We start from the raw sequence: 20175 nt of genomic DNA on the forward strand, positions 1-20175 counted from the left end.
ATTAAAAATCATGAAACAAACATTATATTATTTAGTTGCCGCATACCTGTTATGTGGTATAGGTAGCTGTAAAAAATACCTCGATGCTAAACCTAATTCTAAACTCGCTACGCTACAGACTTTAGAAAACCTGCAGTCGTTGCTTGATGATGAATTAAGATTAAATTATCAATGGCCAAACATTGGAGAGATATCTGCAAACGATTATTACCTTACAGATGTTGATTTGGCAGCACTGAGCAAAGATAGCGACCGCCGGATGTACAACTGGGAAACCGATAACCTCCAGGAAACAACCTCGGGCGACTGGTATTATTCTTATTTGCCTGTTTATTACGGAAATTCGGTTTTAGAAGCATTGCCCGGTATTGCCCGTAACGGAACAAACAGTAATGATTATGATAATATAAAAGGCGCGGCATACTTTTTTAAAGGCGCGGGGATGCTTAGCGCTGCACTGACCTGGTGCCAGGCTTACGATGCAAGTATTGCTAAGCAGCAACTGGGCCTGCCGATTAGAACAGGTACCAATTTTAATGTACCATCAGTAAGATCGAACCTTGCCGATACCTACCAACAGCTAATTGCCGATTTAAAACAGGCTGCTGCCCTGCTAAAAGTTAAACAGGTGCATGTAATACGGCCTGGTAAAATAGCTGCATTTGCCATGCTCTCGAGAACGTATTTGGCTATGAACCAGTATGCCTGGGCTACATTATATGCCGATTCGGCCCTGCAATTAAACAGCCAGCTTTTAGATTATAATACCTTAAATGCCAATGCCGAATACCCTATAGCGCTATTTAATACAGAGGTACTCATGAGTTTATCGATGATTACGCCAGATTTACTTAAACCCAGTGTTGCAAAAATACCCAACGAACTTTACGCTCAATACAAAACCGGCGATTTAAGAAAAACCATATTTTTTAAAAGCAATGGCAACAATACCTGGGCTTACAAAGGAAGTTACAACGGCGATCTTAACTTTTTTTGTGGACCGGCAGTTGATGAAATGTATTTAAACCGTGCCGAAGGTTATGCCAGGGCAGGTAAATTAACCGAAGCACTGGCCGATCTTAATAAGCTGTTGTTAAAAAGGTGGAATAAAACCATGGTTTATATCCCATACCAAAGCAACAATCAGCAAATGGTAATAAACTGGATTTTGGAAGAAAGAAGAAAAGAATTGTTAATGCGGGGTTTGAGGTGGATGGATATTAAGCGACTAAACAGAATAGATGCAAATATCATCATAACAAGAGGGATGAACAGTGGCAACAGGATATTAAAGCCAAACGATTTACGATATGCTTTACCTATACCGGAAGATATTATTAATCTTACCGGAATGGAACAGAATCCTAAATAAATAAAAGCGGGGAAGTTATTCCCCGCTTTCTACACTATTATATTTATTGTCAGTGATAATAAACCAGTATGTAATTATGAATAGCGAACGCATAATTGTAGATGGCGAGTGTGTAATTGTAAATTAAAGATGTGTAATTGTAAATTAAAGATGCGTAATTGTGAAATAAAAATGCGTAATTGTGAAATATGAATGTCTTATAGCAAAGCACTAATACATTGTTGTGAAAATATTATGGCTAGTTATAGAAGCGATGATGTTATTGTAAGAGATACACATTAAGTAAACTGCTTGATTGATCTTTTGAAATAATAAAACATTTCTAGTTTTTTTGTAGTGTTTCTGAAAAAAGAATAGGTCACCTTAAAAAGATGACCTAAACTGAAAATAGGGGGAAGCAGTTAAATAATATATGAAAAGATTATTTATTAAACTTTAGATCCAAAATGTATTTGTATTGAGGATGATCTTTCTTTAATGAAGCCTTAATGTAATTTTTAACTCCAGTTACGATATCAACTAAGGCAATTTGTTCGGTGTAAAAAACTGTGAATCGTTTTTTTTGGGCATCATTAAGTGGCGCTTTAGTACGGGCAACTGCTGTAATATTACTTTCCATAGCGGCAAGCAAAGTTTGAAAAGTTTTAATACTAATATCAGTTTCTTTTGGACTGTAAACTCCGCTAGTAGTTAAAACTTCAATATATTGTTTAAAATTTTCTATTTTATTATCGTAAGACAATCGCGAATGGGAAGAAACAGTTTCACCATCAATTTGAGTTTTTTTTGTCATGCCACGTATTTGACGAGCAAGTGTTTGAGCCGTTTGAAGTTCAGCAGGATTATTAATTGCTGCCTTTAAATAATTGAAACTTCTTGTAACCAAATTGTCTAAAGGCTTAAAAATGAGCTCTTGTTCATCCACAGCTTTTCTGTAAACTGGCAGAACTTGTGCTACAACACGAGTAGCTTCATCAGCATTTTTAGATAACTGTTTTAATTCTTTAAGTTCGAATTTAGGTTTAGGTGGCTGATAATCTTTTCCTAATGTTTCTAAAAGGAGAATTAAATCTTTTAAATTGGCTGCATTTTTTGCATAACCACTCTCTGAGCTTGACATAAGCTTTTCTAATTAAGTAAAACATATAATTAACTCGGGATGAGGATATGGGCTTTGATAACAGCTTATGTAATATTACAAATTATTCTTAAAATAAATAGTAAATGTTCTATACATTTTCTACGCTTACGCTCGTTTCGAAACGAGTGCAAAAATAGCTTCACGATTTTATCGTTTATAAATGATATGCCAGCTAACGCTCGTTAGAAACAAGCATTAGCACAAGCCTGATCATCAATCTAATTCAAATACTTCCTTTTATAATCCAAAGGTGTCATCTACGCTTGCGCTCGTTTCCAAACGAGTGCAAAAATAGCTTCACGATTTTATCGTTTATAAACGATATGCCAGCTAACGCTCATTAGAAAGGAGTATTAGCATAAGCCTGGTCATCAATCTAATTCAAATACTTCCTTTTATAATCCAAAGGTGTCATTCCGGTTACCTTTTTAAAATGCCTGTAGAAATTAGATACATTGTTAAAACCACAATCAAAACAGATCATTTCTGTTGGTAATTTATTTTCTATCAGGAAACGGCAAGCGTGACTTACCCTGATTTCGATCAGAAAATCATAGAAGGTTTTTTTCGTCATCAGTTTAAAATACCTGCAGAAAGAAGTTACGCTTAAATTACTCAGCGAAGCTACTTCTTCTAGTGTAATGTCTTTTTTGTAATTGCTCAGGGTATAATTGCAGATTTTATTGATGCGCAGCGTTTCAGATTCATTGCTTTGGTAAAAAGTGTTTTTGCTGGTTACAATGGTCGAATACTCATCCGTTTCGGCCAATGTTTTCAATATCGATAACAAAATTATAATCCGGTCGAGATTGGTGGCATCAACAGCAGCCCGCATTAAATCAACCAGTTTATCTTTAGCCTTCCCATTAATCACCATGCCACTTTTTGCCTTTTCGAATAATTTAGGAATCAGGTAAGCCTCTGGCAGGGTAAGCAGATATTTCCCCAAACAATCGGGCAGGAAGTGGATCACCATTGCTTCTGTTGTTAAATCGGGATTATTCTGAAAATATTCATCCTTGCAGCGCCAGGTATGGGGGAGGTTTTCACCCAACAACACCATCTCATCCGGTACAAAATTGCTGATATTATCGCCAATAAAACGGACACCTTCACCTTTAATTACGTAATGCAGTTCCAGCTCGGGATGGTAATGCCAGATGTTCCCGAAATCGGGTTTAATATCATGACGGATGCTAAAAGAACTTTGTAAAGTAACAGGGACTTTATGAAAATGGGGTTTCATCGTTGAGCTTAAAATATTTGGTTAGTACCGTGCCATCAAGATTTGCAAATCGCAGCACTGCAGGGCTAAAGTTAAAGAGTTAAATGATAATATCCTATATTAATTTGCTAAAAACCATTAGGAAATACTGTTTTTCAATGTTGAGTTTTGTAAATAGCCGATAAGGTGTAACCAAAATATAAACCAACAAATTATTTTCCTGTAAATAATTTGTTTATTAATAAATTATGAGATTGATTAAATAAAGAAAAATTCTGCTAATTTAGGGTAGAAATTTAAGGCTTTGTATCCATCATATCCCTTTGCATTTATAAGTTAATTTTAATTGTTTTTCAACAGATCAATACCTAACTAAATACTCCATTTTAAAATTCCAAAAATATGAAATCAACCATTTTGGCCTTATTGTTAACGTTCTCAAGCCTGACAGTAATTTATGCCCAAAATAACGCTGCAACAGATAAAGAAGCCTACACAAAAATGATTACCGATCGTGCCGCAAAAATTGTGGCCAACCTGGGTATTAACGAGGCTAAAAAAACTGAAAAAGTTACGGAAATCGTTCGCGATCAATACAGCGATTTAAATGATATTCATGCTGCCCGTGATGGCAGGGTTAAAGAAATTAAAGAGAAAAACAAAGATAATAAGGTTGAGCGCGATTCGGCCCTTGCAAAAGATGCCCGCACAGTGGAAGCTTCATTAAACAAACTCCACAAAAAATACATCAGTAAACTTTCTGCGCAACTAACTAATGAGCAGGTAGAGCTGGTTAAAAATGGCATGACTTATAATGTGTTACCCATTACTTACAAAGCTTATCAGGAAGAAATCTTAACACTGACCGAAGATCAGAAAAAGCAGATCCTCATCTGGTTAACCGAAGCTCGGGAACATGCTATGGACGCAGAATCATCAGATAAAAAACATGCCTGGTTCGGCAAATACAAAGGCCGCATCAATAATTACTTGTCAGCAGCAGGCTACGACCTTAAAAAAGAAGGTGCAGAGTGGGAGAAAAGGCGAAAGGCCAAGTCGGAAGCAAACTAAAATCAGACCAAAAAACCAAAAACTAACCAAATAAACTATTATGATTCTTAAAACTTTACGAAAAACCCCATGGGTTTTAATGCTACTGCTTTGCGCTTTTTCGAGTGTTTTTGCCCAGCAAAAACAGATTAAAGGCAAAGTAGTAGACAAAAAAGACGGGCAGCCCATACCCGGAGTGAGTGTAGGTATCCGTGGAAAAACCAACAACGTGAGCACCAATGATAAAGGTGAGTTTGCGCTGGTTGCCGATCCGGCAACTGATGTTCTGGTATTTTCTTATGTAGGTTACACCCGGCAGGTGGTTAACCTGGCAGGTAAATCAACTTTAGAAATTAACCTGGTTGAAGACAATAATGGTCTCGACGATGTAATTGTAGTAGGTTATGGCACCAAAAAGAAATCTGAAATTTTGGGTTCTGTAGCCAACATCAAAGCCGAAGAAATACAGGATTTACCCGTGCCCAATATCGCGGCGGCCCTACGCAACAAAATACAGGGTGTTGGTGTTAACACGGTTTCAGGTAAACCGGGATCTTCCATCACGTTAAACATCCGTAATTCAACAGCTTCCGATCAATCGAAACTCTACGGTGTTACCTCCGAACCACTTTATGTGATCGATGGAATTACCGTAACCCGGGATGAATTTGACAATATCGATATCTCGATGGTAGAAGATATTTCCTTTCTAAAAGATGCCTCTGCAGCCATTTACGGCGCTTCGGGTGCAAAAGGAGTGGTTTTAGTTACCACCAAAAGGGGGAAAGCAGGTAAACCTAAAATAAGTTATACGGGTTATGTAGGTTATCAGGATAATACCAGCGATGTTAAAATGCTTAGCGCTTATGAACACGCCACCTTATTAAATGATGCCAACAAAATCAAAAATGCAGCTACCTCATCTTTGTTTTCGGATGCAGACCTGGAAGTTTTAAAAAACAACCCCAACAAAAGCTGGTTTGATGAACTTTGGAAAGTAGCATCTACCAACAGACACAACATCAATATTTCGGGTGGTTCAGAAGCGATTACTTTTTTTGCGGGCGGCAATTATTACAATGAAACCGGTAACTACGGTGGCATTACATATAATAAATATGCTTTCCGTTCGGGTATGAATGCGAAGATTTTACCGGGTTTAACCGCTGATGTTACCTTAAATACCGATTTCAACAAAAAAAACAGCGATACCTATAAAAACGGCGGCGAAAACGACCAGGCTTTTTTCCAGCAATTAATTACCACCCCAATGTGGGTACCTATACAAATTGATGGCAAACCCGTAAATTTTAACGGTAATACGAACCCCTTGGCAGTAATTAATTCTGGCAATAACATTTACAGTAAATCACAAGGTTTAAACATCAATGCATCCTTAAATTATAGTCCTGCCTTTATTAAAGGTTTAACAGCCAGTGTGCGCTTCGGTAAAAACAACAGAAGCGGGAGCGGTGGCCAGTACATTCCACCTTATACCGTTTACAATTTCAAAATGACAGGTCAGAATGGTTTATTATACACCAATGAACCCACTACGGCCATAACCGCTGTAGGTTTGGCCAATACCTTATTGTTAAAAGGTAATGATATGGCTTCAAGTTATCAGGCCATTGGCTCATTAAGTTATAACCGCCAGCTTGGAAAACACTCCATTACCGCTTTAGCAGCCTTCGATCAGTCGGAGAACAACAGCGAATCACTTTCGGTTTACTGGCGAAATCAGGTTTTACCAAATGTTGATCAATATTGGGGTTTTGATCAATCAACCTTCACCATGCAGGAAAATACCTTTGGCGAAGCCGTACAACGATCTTTCATTACCCGTTTCAGCTACGATTTTGATAAAAAATACCTTTTGGAAGCCATCGGCAGGTGGGATGCCTCTTCCAATTTCGCTCCGGGGAACCGCTGGGGACTATTTCCAAGCTTAGGTTTGGGATGGGTTATCAGCCAGGAGAATTTCTTTAAAGAAAATGTAAAGTTTGTAAGCAATTTAAAAGTGCGTGCAAATTATGGTCTGGTAGGCGAAAGCCGTGTTGATGCCCGTTTATGGCAATCGCGTTATAAAGTAGATCCAAATGGCTATTCTTATAACGAATCGATGTATGGCGGCCTCAACCCATCAGTTTTGCCAAACCCTGATATTACCTGGGAAAAAGCAAGAACCATGAACCTGGGCTTAGATGCCTCCTTATTTAACAATAAACTAAACATCACTTATGAGTATTACCACCGTTACTCGTACGATATGTTTGATAAAGGAAACAACGAAAACTTCCCGATGTATGCCGGTTTTGAGGCACCCATTGTAAATTATCAGCAAAGAACCGCCTGGGGCCATGAAATTACCCTGGGTTACCGTACTAAATTAGGTAAGGATTTAGGCATTTCAACCGATGTGATGTTTGGTTTTGGCAATAGCCGCATCGACAGGATGTTTTATAATCAGTTTCAGCTGTGGGATACCACCTATCCTGATCTTAAATACCAGTTCGGCACCAATCCAAATGTATACAATGCTTCCAACTACGGATTGATTTCGAAAGGTATGTTGCGCACGCAGGCTGATGTAGATGCTTTGTTGAACAAATACCCTACCTATACCATTAACGGATCGGTACCACAAGTGGGCTGGCTATATTACGAAGATGTGAACGGCGATGGAAAAATCACCGAAAAGGACCAGACACTGATGTTTAAAAGCCTTAATTCATTCGGAATAGGTTTTAATGTTGGCCTTACTTATAAGGCATTTAGCTTAAATACCAATTTTGTAACCCGTTTTGGAGGAAAAGCATTTTTCGATACCAAATCTAAAGCAGCAGCCAGTACAACGGTAAATGTTCCGGCATACTGGAAAGACCACTGGACACCTGAAAACACCAGCGCAGAATTTCCACGTTTTGATGATCCTTCTATTGCAGCAGGATGGAATTCTACCTTCTGGGCAAGAAGTGGAACGATGATCAGGATTAATAACATGACGCTGACATACAAAATGCCCAGAAATTTCATGAATAAACTGGGTATTGCCGATTCGCGCTTTGTATTAACGGGCAATAACCTGTGGACAATCATCAATCCTTTAGATTACAAAGATCCTTATTCATCAACCATTTATGATTATCCTACACTCAGAACCATCTCTGTGGGATTAAATGTAAGCCTGTAATGCTGTATCACTCTAACCAAGCTAAAATGATTTTTAATACTAAACCTGCATTGCTGATCGGAATGATGGCGATGCTGACGATATTTTCTTCTTCCTGCAAAAAAGATTTCTTCGAACTGGAAGATAGAAACGGAATGGATTCACGCATCTGGGACAACGAAGGTTCTATCCAGTTCCTTTTAAACGACACTTATGATGTGACCATGCCCGATTTTCCTTACGAAATTACGGCTGATAATGTGATTTATGCCAGTGATGAAGATAAATTTTCGTCATCAGAATCGATTATGCGGAAAGCCATTGGCGTTAACGGCGTATTAACCTCGAATGACGTAAAGTTCATCGCGACTAAATATCAGGGGAACAAAGGCGACAACCGGTACTTCGATATTGCCCGCTGCAACACTGCATTAAAGGAAATCCCAAATGGAACTTTATCGCAAACTTCGAAAAACAAGCTAAGGGGACAGTTTTTTGCTTTAAGGGCAATCACCTACTTTCAGTTGGTAAGGCTTTATGGAGGTGTGCCTCTGGTGTTGGAACCTCAAAATCCTGATAATTTAACCCTTACCGGACGAGCAAAAGCATCTGTATGTTTTCAGGCCATTGTGAACGACCTCGATTCGGCCATGAATTTGCTAAATGGTGTAACCTGGGTTGACGCAACCGAAAGAGGCAAATTTACCCGTCAGGCGGCAGCAGCATTAAAAGCAAGGGTTTTATTGTATTGGGCGAGTCCACAATTTAACCCAACCACCATTGCTGCCCATCCTTTCGATCAAAGCAGGTGGCAAAAAGCTTACGAAGCCAATAAAGAAGCTTACGATATCTGTAAAGCAGCAGGGGCAGCCTTGATGCCAAATTACGGAGACATTTTCCTTAAAGAAGGAACCGCCAATCCTGAAGCCATTATTGTTCGTTCGTATTCTGCCAAACTTTCTAAAAGAGGGCAAAATGTGGAGCAAAAAAGCAGACCAACAGAAGAAGGAGGGAATGCATCGGCTTTTACGCCAACTTTACAACTGGTAAATGCCTACACGATGAAAGATGGTGTTCCGGTAGGGCAGGCCAGTTCTTTTACCTACGATCCGGTAGTATTCTGGGTGAACCGCGATCCCCGTTTAGATGCCTCCATTGCCTATAATGGAAGTCCATGGAAATTAAGCGGTCTTTCTACACGCAAGCAATGGTGTTATAATAGCGGTATTACAGAAGCCTCACCACAGGGATTTTATTTAAAGAAATTTTGCGATCCTGACCTGGCAAAAGGCTCGGTAATTTATGCTAATGATTTTGGTGGTAACGGATTAGACTGGGTAGAGCTTCGTTTTGCAGAGGTAATTATGAACTATGCAGAATGTGCCAACGAAATCGGTAACCTGCAGGAAGCGAAAGACCTGATTAAACTGATCAGAATCAGGGCAGGTATACAGCCTGGCACTAAAAATTATGGTTTAGACCTGGCCACATCTAAAGAACTAATGCGCGACCTGATCATGAACGAACGCATGGTTGAATTTTCTTTTGAAGGCAAACGTTCATTTGATTTAAGACGGATGCGTCGTTACCATTTATTGAGTGGCCAGATGCAGACCGTGCAATGGACGGTGAAAACAACTGCTTTAAAAACAGAATTAGAGGCTGTAGGAACCAACGGTATCCGTTTCAGAGAAAGCATTAATGTAAACGACAGGACCACCTTTGATAAATATTTTACAGTGGCTAACGTAAATCAGGGCGCTACAGGTTTTGGGGTATTAGATACCTATTATTTTTTCGCACTTCCTTCAACATTCATGAATTCCAGCCCACTGTTAGATCAAACCATAGGATGGGATGGCGGAACATTTGATCCATTGTAAACCAATATTCATCATTAAATAAAATTTAAAATGAAAAGAAATTTAAATTACGTTGGCCTGATCTTATTGGCAGCCCTTCTGTTTACGGCCTGTAAAAAAGAAACCACAAATATATTTAACATGTTTGAGGATGTAACCGTAACCTATTCGGCCAAAAGCCCCTTTGCAGTAACCAGTTATAAAGATGTAAATGTGGGTGATAGTGTTTATCTGGAATATACCATCGAATCGCCAAAAACAGATATGTACGTGGCCTGCATTTTCGAAACTTCATCAGCCATCCCGACAAAAATTGCATTAGACGATACACAACGAAAAAAAGCAAGTGGTGTGGTGAAATTGAAAATGGATACACGGGTTGGTTTAATTTCATATCGCATATGGGCCTTGGATAAAGGTGGCATTTACCTCGGCGACGGCTATAAAACCATTACCCTAAACGTATTGCCTGATTATAAATATTGGTCATCAAGGGAAATTTTTATTCCAGATACCCTTACCAAATTGGCTAATTCATACATTTCTTTAACTACCGGACAGTTATACAATTATTCGAACGGTAAGGAAAATACAGATAAAATTGATCTGGGTCTTTATCGTGCACCGGTATCGGCTAATGGCGTTAATGGTTATGTTTATGGTGTTTATGCCCTTGATGCCAACCCGCTTCCTTTCACAGCTTATGATATCAGCACCTGGACAAACAAAAGGGCAACGCTGGTTGCTGCACCAAAAACCGGGCAGGCATCTGCATTTTTAAACCTGAGAACCGGTGCCCAGATTTTGACAGCCGGCAAAAGTGCCAAACCAACCCTAAAATCGATTACTACCGGTTTAGCTGCAGGCAGTTTATTTTACTTCTTAACACCAGAAGGTAAATATGGAGCCTTTTACGTAAATTCCATTTCAAGTAACAATTCATCAAGAGGCGTCTTTTTAAATATAGATGTTAAAATTCAAAATTAAAAAATGAAGGTTTAAACAGACAATACCTAAATATTATGTTAAAAATCGAGACAAATAATTTGCCTCGATTTTTTTATTTAAGAATATTTCATTTATATATGAATTAATTATATCTTGTATCGTCAATTAAAATATGTACTGTTGTTCTTGTATCTTATTCTCTGTGATGATAATATCATACAATAAATAATAAAATTTTTAATGTAACAGTGTTATTTTAATGCAATTACGAAGTAAAATATACTTTCTAACCAAAATAATTATCGAAGTCAAAATACAAAAATGAGCCATTTCACATTACATTTTTCTTTACATTTAATTTAATAAGCGTTATTTTAACGTTTTATTTTAATTAAACAGGTACAAAATATTACACTTTAAAACTTTTTACGACAGATTAACGCCTTCAATTTATAATTTTAGTACAAAACTATAGCAAAAAAAACAGGCACAATAATATTAGCAGCAGGCGCAAACACCTGCCGAAACAAATTTAAAAACTAACCAAATAATAAGATGAACTTAAAATTTTTACGCAAAATTTCTTTGCCCTTGCTATTGATGATGCTGGCAAGTACAATCCTCTTTGCTCAGGAACGAAAGGTTACGGGTAAAGTTGTCGATCAGGCAGATGGGCAGGGGATTCCGGGGGTAAACGTAAGCTTAAAGGGAGTTCCTAGCAACGTAAGTACCAATTCGGACGGTAATTTCACCATCCAGGTAAAAAGCAATAGTGATGTGTTGGTATTCTCTTATATCGGCTACATCAGGCAGCAGGTAACCGTAGGTGCACAGAATTCAATTAATGTTAAGCTTGCACCGGATAATAAAAACCTCGAAGATGTAGTTATTGTGGGTTATGGTGTACAGAAGAAAAGTTCACTTACAGGTTCCGTATCTACACCAAATTTAAAAAGTGTAGAAGACATCCCGGCCTTAAACTTAACATCAGCGCTTAAAGGTACAGCGCCGGGTTTAAGTGTATCTGGCGGTGCTCAAAGGCCTGGACAGGGAACCACAGTAACCATACGTAACCCGGTAGTCTTCGCAAAAGATGGCGGTCAGGGAACCAATCCTTTATTTGTTATCGATGATATTATCAGAACGCAGGCCGATTTCGACAACCTGGATATTAACGAAATAGAAAACGTATCTATTTTGAAAGATGCCGAAGCGGCTATTTTTGGAGTTCAGGGGGCAAACGGTGTTATTCTGATCAGAACAAAAAAAGGAAAAATTGGTGCCCCAAAATTCAACATCAGTAATTCACTTGGTGTATCTACGGCTACCATTATGCCTAAAATGATGAATTCATTGCAATTAGGTACATTTTCAAATGATTATACCCAGGCTTCTGCTTATATACAAACTGCTCCGGGTGTTCCGGTTGATAAATATTACGATGCTGATGGTTATTTAATAACAGCAGGCGTTAAAGGGCCAACAAGGCTGGCAGCCTGGTATACGCCTGATGAATTAGATTATTTTTCTACACATAGTCATGATTATTTTGATGATGCTTTTGGGCCGGCTTACGTTTGGCGTACAGCAGCAAACATTAGCGGCGGTAATGATAAGGTAACTTATTTTATTGGTGGCGATTTTGTAAATCAGAACAGTAACTTTAAAGGTATAAACTCTTACAAATACGGATTAAGAGCTACCGTAGAGGCAAAACCCGCTAAAGGTTTGGTTACCTCTTTATCATTAAACACCAATGTTGGCTATAACAGAAGTTACTGGTATAAAGTAGCCAATACTTCCGAAAACCTCGATAATGATGCAGCATCATTACAAAATGTTCAACCTTGGCAGGAATATTTTATCAATGGCAACCCTGTGGTAATGGGTGGTAGTAATACCGGTGGTAACGATAATATCAACTTTTTTGCCATTCAAAATTCTAACAACTATACCGGAGGTACAAATACTTCGACCAATATATTAGCTAAAGTTACTTACGAAATTCCCGGAATTAAGGGTTTAATGGCTACAGCTACTTTTAACAAAAACTTAAACGCTTCAAACAATAAGCAATTTGGTACATCATTTGTTTATTATAAATATGCTGGTTTAGGTGCCAACAACCATATTCCTGGTGGCGCACTTGCCGGTACCTTTACAGTTTTAAACGGTGATAAAGTACGTTTAACCCCAAATTTTGCTGATTCTTACCAATTAAATGCCGGTTTAACTTATGCCCGTTCATTTGGTAAACACAATATTTCGGCACTGGCTTTGCTTGAGCAGCGTGAACAGAATAGCGAAGGTGTAAATGCAGAGGCAACAGGTTTGGTAACCGGAGCTTTAGATTATCAATCGTTTGCAGTAGGTGCATCCAGTTCAAACCAATCATCAACGGTGAGCCAGTTGGGTTTCCAGGCATTGATTACCCGTTTAAATTACGATTACGATCAAAAATATTTATTACAACTGATCTACAGGGCTGATGGAAGCTCTCGTTTTGCCCCTGGAAACAACTGGGGACATTTCCCTGCTGCATCAGTAGGCTGGATAGCCAATAAAGAATCTTTCCTGGCAAACGCCAAATGGCTTGATTTATTAAAATTCAGGGCTTCGGTTGGTTTATCAGGCGTTGATAATACTAAAGCATACCAATATTTGGCAAATTATAACCTGGGAACAGGAAGTGCTGGTGGTGCTGTTTTTAACGGTAACGACCCAAGAACAATCGCTATTAAACCAAACCTGGCCATTCCAAATGTGGATGTAACCTGGAACAAAGAGCTTAAAACCTCTTATGGTGTAGATATGGGTTTCTTAAAAAACCGTCTTTCGTTTACCACCGAATACTACTGGAATCACGGAACTGATATTTTAACTTCTTTAAGTTCGTCTGTACCAACAACAATCGGCGCTAACACACCAACTGAAAACTACACTAATGCCAATACATTTGGCTGGGAGTTCTCGCTGGGCTGGAGGGATAAAATTGGTAAAGATTTTACTTATGGTTTTAGCCCGTTTTATACCTGGATGGATAACAAAATGTTAAAAGTAGATCAGGCAGCCTCCATTATTGGAACCGTGGAAGATGTTACCGGAAGATCGTCTGATTTAGGCGTTTTTGGTTACAAATCATTAGGTATTATCAGAACCCAAGCCGATGCTGATGCCATTATCGCGCAAAGGGCTACTGCAGCCGGTGGTGCAGCTAATGTTAAAATATTTGGTCAGCCTTTACAACCTGGCATGATCAACTACGAAGATGTGAACGGAGATGGTGTAATCAGCACTGATAAAAAAGATCAGGCTTTTATTAAAAACAGACAGAACAACCACAATGCTTTAGGCTTGAACTGGAATGTTGGTTATAAAGGCATTGTTTTAAATGTAATTATGGGCCTATCGTGGGGTGGATGGACAACCATTGACGGTTTAAAACCTGCTAATCAATCAAGCTCGGCCACTGGCGCATCCATTTATGATAACAGGGCAGAATATTGGGTAGACCACTGGACGCCAACAAATACCAATGCAACCTATCCAAACCCGTTCTTCAGAACAAATTTCGAAGTAACATCTGATTTTTGGTTGGTTAGGGCTACAAGCTTTAATATCAGCAGTGTAAATTTAAGCTATAATGTGCCGGCCAACATTGCCAATAAAATAGGAATGGCCAGTTTGCGGGTATATGCTGTTGCCACCAATCCGGTTCAGTTTATTAACCCTTTCCCTGGCAAATACAGGGATTTACAAACTGCTTTATATGCCTATCCGACGCTAAAAACTTGGTCGTTCGGATTAAATGTTGGTTTTTAAAATATAGAAAAATGAAAAAGATATTCATCATAACCGCACTAAGCTTAGCTGTATTGTCGCTAACAAATTGCAAAAAGGTTCTTGAAAAACAAGACGTAGGTAATTTTACAGCAGATCAGATATTTAATGACTCAACCACTGTAAAATTAAATGTCGATTATTTATACAGCCAAAATCAGCCTGGTTGGTTTGGCTCAACCGGAGGTTCAATACATTCGGCGGGTACCTATAATCTTACTGAAGAAAGTCAGGGAAGTAATAATTTTGTATTAGGTACATTAACGATAGAAAGTGTTACTGATATCGGTACATCTGCCAGTGCAAATCCCGCATATACCAAAATCAGGGTAATTAATACCTTTTTAAGGGATATTAATGCCGGCACGCTCGATATTGCCGTAAAACGCAGGTTTGCAGCACAGGCTTATTTCTGGAGGGCCTTCAGGTATTTCGAACTGGCTAAACTTTATGGTGGTGTACCGCTAATTTTAATACCATTAGGTGCGGTTGGCGATGAAGCCAAACAAGAAGCACTGGTTCCGCGTGCCAAAACAAGTGTGGTTTTCGCACAAATCAAAAGTGATCTCGATTCTTGCATTAAGTACCTGCCAGCCAAATGGCCTAAAACGGCTGATTATGGCAGGATTACCTCTGGTGCAGCGGCTGCATTTCTTGGTCGTGTGTTATTAACCTATGCAAGTCCTGAGTTTAACCCAACAAACGATATTACACGCTGGCAGGCTGCTTATGATGCAAACAAAACCGCAGTAACTATTTTATCTGCAAATGGTTTTGCCCTTTATCCTAAAATAGATTACACCATGTGGACTACAGAGGGGGCTGCCAATACCGAAGCTGTATTGGTTACCGGATACAATAATTCATCAGTGGATGCAAATGCCAACAACAATACTTACGACAATGGAGCAAGACCAAGATCGGTCTCAGGTAGCGGCTCTTATACACCAACCTACGAAATGAGTTTAGCCTTTCCGATGGCGGATGGCAAACCTGCCAATGTTTCTTCAAAGTATCCATATTCAATGGCTACTTTTTACAAAAACAGAGATCCAAGATTTTACACCACGCTTGCCTATAATGGAGGTACCTGGGGTTCTGTATTAGGTGGTAACCGCTTGTGGACATACTATTATTTCACGGCCACTTCTGGTACTGCCAATAAAACTACCGAGGCCGTAGCAGCAAGTAATACAGGATTTTACCTACGCAAAGGCGTTGATGAAACGAAAACTTCTCCAACCACATTTATGGGCACAGACTGGATAGAAATACGCTATGCAGAAGTATTACTGAATTTGGGTGAATGTGCTGCTGAGCTTAATAAATTAGCAGTAACCGATGAGGCTTATGCAAACTTAATTGCCATAAGAAAAAGAGCTGGCATTGAAGCAGGTACAGATGGCTTATATGGTTTAACCGGTAATTTAGGTAAAACCGATCTTGTTGCTGCTGTGATGAGAGAAAGACAAATTGAACTGGCTTTTGAAGGTAAAAGATTTTGGGATTTGAGAAGAAGAAAACTGCTGGAGTCTACCTTAAATGGCACAAAACGAAATGGTTTAGTGATCCAGCTTAATAGAAGCGGTACACAAACTACGGATTATATTGCATTAACCAGAGAAGCTTCCGCAGCAAGTTCTTTAGATGCGTTGTATACAGCTAACTTTACATTAAGCCTAAAGGCTTTAGATACTCAAAACATTAATTTCCAGGCAGGAAATTATTTTTATGGAATTCCAACACTTTCTATAAACAACAATATCAATTTACAACAGAACAATACCTGGGGTGGTCCGTTCGATCCGCTACAATAAGTATTGAATAATCTTAGGCGGTTTGCTCACCGCCTTGTTTTTTATTTTTGGTTTTAAAAGAGAACATGAATTTGTTCTCTTTTTTCATTTAAGAATGTTACATTTATATATGAATTTTATTTATATCTTGTAACACGGTTGTGGAAATGAATTCAATTTGTTACAGCCATTTTAACCAGATGATAATATGATACAATACCTAGCCAAAATTATACAGTAAATAGCTGTATTTTGCATGCAAATTTGAAATATAATATACTTTCTAACCAAAACTTACAACCAGAGATACAAACAGAAGTGAGCCGATTTTTATAAAAATCCCGATCGATAATTTCATCAATCAACAATATCAGCTAAATTTCTTTTGATTCTTTAACGGGCAAAACACAAATGAAAAAGAACTTTTTAAATCTGTTGTTTACAACAGCATTAATGCTCTCCGCTAATTATTCTTTCGCACAATATCCTAACATCCCTGCCGATGTTAAGAAAGCATCCGATTCGATGCTTAAAGAAGCTTATCATCAGTCGGATATCGCCTGGGAAAAAGCTAAACCGATTATGGCCAAAGAGGCTGCCGAAGGCAAACCCTACATTCCATGGGCTGGCCGTCCGAATGATTTGCCCCAATCTAAATTACTGGCCTTTCCGGGTGCAGAAGGTGGTGGTGCATATAGTTTCGGCGGACATGGCGGCAGGGTAATCGTGGTGAAAAATTTAAACGATAGTGGTCCGGGTTCTTTACGTGACGCTTGCGAGCAAGGTGGTGCAAGAATTGTTGTTTTCAATGTTGCCGGAATCATCAGGTTAAAAACGCCATTGATCATCCGTGCGCCATACATTACCATTGCCGGACAAACAGCTCCGGGTGATGGCGTTTGCGTGGCAGGGGAATCAGTATGGTTAAACACCCATGATGTAATTGTGCGTTTTATGCGTTTTAGAAGAGGCGAAACATTTGTAGGCCGCCGTGATGATGCCATTGGCGGTAATCCGGTAGGTAATATTATGATCGATCACGTTTCGGCAAGTTGGGGATTAGATGAAAACATGTCGATGTACCGCCACATGTATAACGATAGTACAGGTAAAACAGAAGAAAAACTGGGCACGGTAAACATCACCATCCAGAATTCAATTTTCTCCGAAGCTTTAGATTACTGGAACCATGCCTTTGGATCTACATTAGGTGGAGAAAACTGTGCCTTTATACGTAACCTTTGGGCCGATAATGGTGCCCGTAACCCATCAATCGGCTGGAATGGAATATTTAACTTCGCCAACAATGTGGTTTTCAATTGGAACAACCGCTCTACAGATGGTGGCGATTATACTGCGCAATACAACATCATTAACAATTTTTATAAACCAGGTCCGGTTACAGAACTTAAAGACCCGATCAGTTACCGCATTTTAAAACCAGAATCTGGCCGCAGTAAATTGCCTTATGTGGTTTTCGGCCGTGCTTATGTAAACGGCAACATCATCGAAGGAAATGAAAAAGTAACTAAAGATAACTGGAACGGTGGCGTACAGGTAGAAGATAAAAAGGGAAATTTGATGTCATTCGAACAGGCCAGTAAATATTTTGCAGCCATGAAGGCAAAAGATCCTTTCCCAATGCCAAAACTTACCATAATTCCTACCTTACAGGCAAAAGATTATGTGCTGGCAAATGCAGGTGCCACTTTACCAAAAAGAGATCCGGTTGATACCCGCGTAGTTAAACAGGTAAGCACAGGAAAAATCGAGGTGCATCCTGATGCGAAACCATCAGCTTTTCAATTTGAGCACCGCCGTTTAGCAAAAGATTCTTACAAACAGGGCATCATAACCGAAATTTCACAAGTTGGTGGCTATCCGGAATACAAAGGAACACCTTACAAAGATTCAGACGAGGATGGTATGCCCGATGCGTATGAACTAAAGAACGGCTTGAATCCTAAAGATGCATCTGATGCTGCTAAAATTACAAAAAGTGGTTATGCGAACATCGAAGTGTATTTAAATAGTGTTGTTCCAGTTTCAATTGTTAAGCCTAACTAATATGCGTACCTGGAATTCAATTTTTAGCATAATAGCGCTCTCTGGTATTGGAAATGTAGCTTTTGCACAATATCCGGTAATCCCAGAGGCTATGGAAAAGAAAGCCGATTCGCTTTTAAAAAGCATTGAAGAAAAATCTGAGCTGCAATTTTTAAAAGTAAAACACATTGTAGATGAAGAAGCAAAACATGGTAAACCTTATATTCCATGGGCAGCAAAACCAGGCGATTTACCGCAAGCTAAAACAGTGGCCTTTCCGGGTGCTGAAGGTGGTGGTGCTTATTCTTTTGGCGGCCGCGGTGGAAAAGTTTACGTAGTAACGAGTCTCGAAGATTCGGGTAGTGGAACTTTACGTGAGGCCTGCGAACAAGGCGGTGCCCGAATCATCGTTTTTAACGTTTCGGGGATTATCAAATTAAAAACACCACTGATTATCCGTGCACCATATATTACCATTGCCGGTCAAAGTGCGCCTGGTGATGGGATCTGTGTGGCTGGCGAATCGGTTTGGATCAATACCCACGATGTAGTGATCCGTTATATGCGTTTCCGTCGTGGTCAAACGGATGTAACACGCCGCGATGATGCCATTGGTGGTAATCCTGTTGGCAATATCATCATCGATCACGTTTCGGCAAGCTGGGGATTAGATGAAAATATGTCGATTTACCGCCATGTTTACGATCCAAAAGACGGTTCTAAACCTGAGAAATTGCCTACGGTAAATGTAACCATTCAAAATTCTATCTTTTCTGAAGCTTTAGATACTTATAACCATGCTTTCGGAAGCACTATTGGAGGTTTAAATTCAACTTTCATGCGTAATCTTTGGGCATCGAATATTAGTCGCAATCCATCTGTAGGCATGTACGGTGATTTTGGTTTTGCCAATAACGTTATCTTTAACTGGTGGAACAGAAGTGCTGATGGTGGAGATAATGCCTCATTTTACAGTTTCATTAATAACTATTACAAACCAGGACCTATTACGCCCCCTGGTGAACCGATTTCTTATCGTATCTTAAAGCCAGAGTCTGGAAGAGATAAAAAGTTCACTAACGAATTCGGTAGGGCTTATGTAACCGGAAACATTATAGAAGGAAATGAAAAAGTAACCAAAAACAATTGGGATGGTGGCGTTCAGCCCGAAAGCAAAAGAGATAAACAAAAGTTATTAGATTCAATAAAAGTAGATAAACCGTTGCCTATGGCAAAAATTTCGATCATCGATACTAAAAAAGCTTATGATTATGTTCTGGCTAATGCTGGTGCATCTTTACCTGTTCGCGATGCTGTTGATCAACGTATTATTAAACAGGTTACAACAGGTAAAATTGAACATGTAGAAGATGGGAAATTGCCTGCTAAACAAAGTTATGTAAAACGCCGTTTACCAGCCGATTCCTATAAACAAGGTATTATTTCAGATATCGCACAAGTAGGTGGTTATCCAGAATATAAAGGAAAACCATATTTAGATACAGATCATGATGGAATACCAGATGCCTGGGAAACCAAAAACGGACTTAACCCTAAAGATGCAAAAGACGCCACAAAGATGTCGAAATCAGGTTATGCCAATATTGAAGTTTACTTGAACAGTTTGGTAGACATCAATAAAGTGAGGCCCTAGTTTTATTTGTTATTCTGAACGCAGTGAAGAATCTGCAATGGATGAAAGCAAAACTTACATAACCCATTA

General features: G+C 39.0%; 11 protein-coding genes. 9 read left to right on the forward strand and 2 right to left on the reverse strand.

Going from position 1 to position 20175, the window contains the following annotated elements; all coding sequences use genetic code 11:
* Window positions 1-10: 10 nt before the first annotated feature.
* Window positions 11-1372 (forward strand): RagB/SusD family nutrient uptake outer membrane protein, encoded by a 1362-nt coding sequence (locus R2R28_RS22995; protein ID WP_316827998.1) that lies wholly within the window; start codon window positions 11-13, stop codon window positions 1370-1372.
* 421 nt (window positions 1373-1793) lie between these two features.
* Here the strand turns inward: R2R28_RS22995 and R2R28_RS23000 are convergent, their stop codons facing one another.
* Window positions 1794-2492, reverse strand: a complete 699-nt coding sequence (locus R2R28_RS23000) for a hypothetical protein (RefSeq protein WP_316827999.1) — start codon at window positions 2490-2492, stop codon at window positions 1794-1796.
* 397 nt (window positions 2493-2889) lie between these two features.
* Window positions 2890-3759: an AraC family transcriptional regulator gene (locus R2R28_RS23005; RefSeq protein ID WP_316828000.1), complete on the reverse strand. Its 870-nt coding sequence runs from the start codon at window positions 3757-3759 to the stop codon at window positions 2890-2892.
* A gap of 381 nt (window positions 3760-4140) precedes the next feature.
* Here R2R28_RS23005 and R2R28_RS23010 point away from each other — a divergent pair, with 381 nt between their 5' ends.
* From R2R28_RS23010 to R2R28_RS23045, 8 genes are all read left to right on the forward strand, one after another.
* The gene (locus R2R28_RS23010) at window positions 4141-4809 is read left to right on the forward strand and encodes a DUF3826 domain-containing protein (protein ID WP_316828001.1); all 669 of its coding nucleotides are present in this window, start codon (window positions 4141-4143) and stop codon (window positions 4807-4809) included.
* A gap of 79 nt (window positions 4810-4888) precedes the next feature.
* The gene (locus R2R28_RS23015; RefSeq protein WP_316828002.1) at window positions 4889-7981 is read left to right on the forward strand and encodes a TonB-dependent receptor; all 3093 of its coding nucleotides are present in this window, start codon (window positions 4889-4891) and stop codon (window positions 7979-7981) included.
* Between the two features lie 26 nt (window positions 7982-8007).
* On the forward strand, window positions 8008-9843 hold the full coding sequence (locus R2R28_RS23020; protein WP_316828003.1) for a RagB/SusD family nutrient uptake outer membrane protein: 1836 nt from the start codon (window positions 8008-8010) through the stop codon (window positions 9841-9843).
* Window positions 9844-9873: 30 nt separating this feature from the next.
* Complete coding sequence (locus R2R28_RS23025; protein WP_316828004.1) at window positions 9874-10809, forward strand: hypothetical protein; 936 nt, start codon at window positions 9874-9876, stop codon at window positions 10807-10809.
* A 516-nt stretch (window positions 10810-11325) separates the two neighbouring features.
* Window positions 11326-14592 (forward strand): SusC/RagA family TonB-linked outer membrane protein, encoded by a 3267-nt coding sequence (locus R2R28_RS23030; protein WP_316828005.1) that lies wholly within the window; start codon window positions 11326-11328, stop codon window positions 14590-14592.
* Window positions 14593-14603: 11 nt separating this feature from the next.
* Window positions 14604-16427 carry a RagB/SusD family nutrient uptake outer membrane protein gene (locus tag R2R28_RS23035; protein WP_316828006.1) on the forward strand — a complete coding sequence of 608 codons (1824 nt, stop codon included), beginning with the start codon at window positions 14604-14606 and terminating at the stop codon, window positions 16425-16427.
* A gap of 390 nt (window positions 16428-16817) precedes the next feature.
* On the forward strand, window positions 16818-18473 hold the full coding sequence (locus R2R28_RS23040) for a polysaccharide lyase (RefSeq protein WP_316828007.1): 1656 nt from the start codon (window positions 16818-16820) through the stop codon (window positions 18471-18473).
* A 1-nt stretch (window position 18474) separates the two neighbouring features.
* Window positions 18475-20106, forward strand: a complete 1632-nt coding sequence (locus R2R28_RS23045) for a polysaccharide lyase (RefSeq protein WP_316828008.1) — start codon at window positions 18475-18477, stop codon at window positions 20104-20106.
* Window positions 20107-20175 lie beyond the last annotated feature (69 nt).

Source organism: Pedobacter miscanthi (assembly GCF_032678605.1).
GTDB classification, from domain to species: Bacteria; Bacteroidota; Bacteroidia; order Sphingobacteriales; family Sphingobacteriaceae; genus Pedobacter; species Pedobacter miscanthi_A.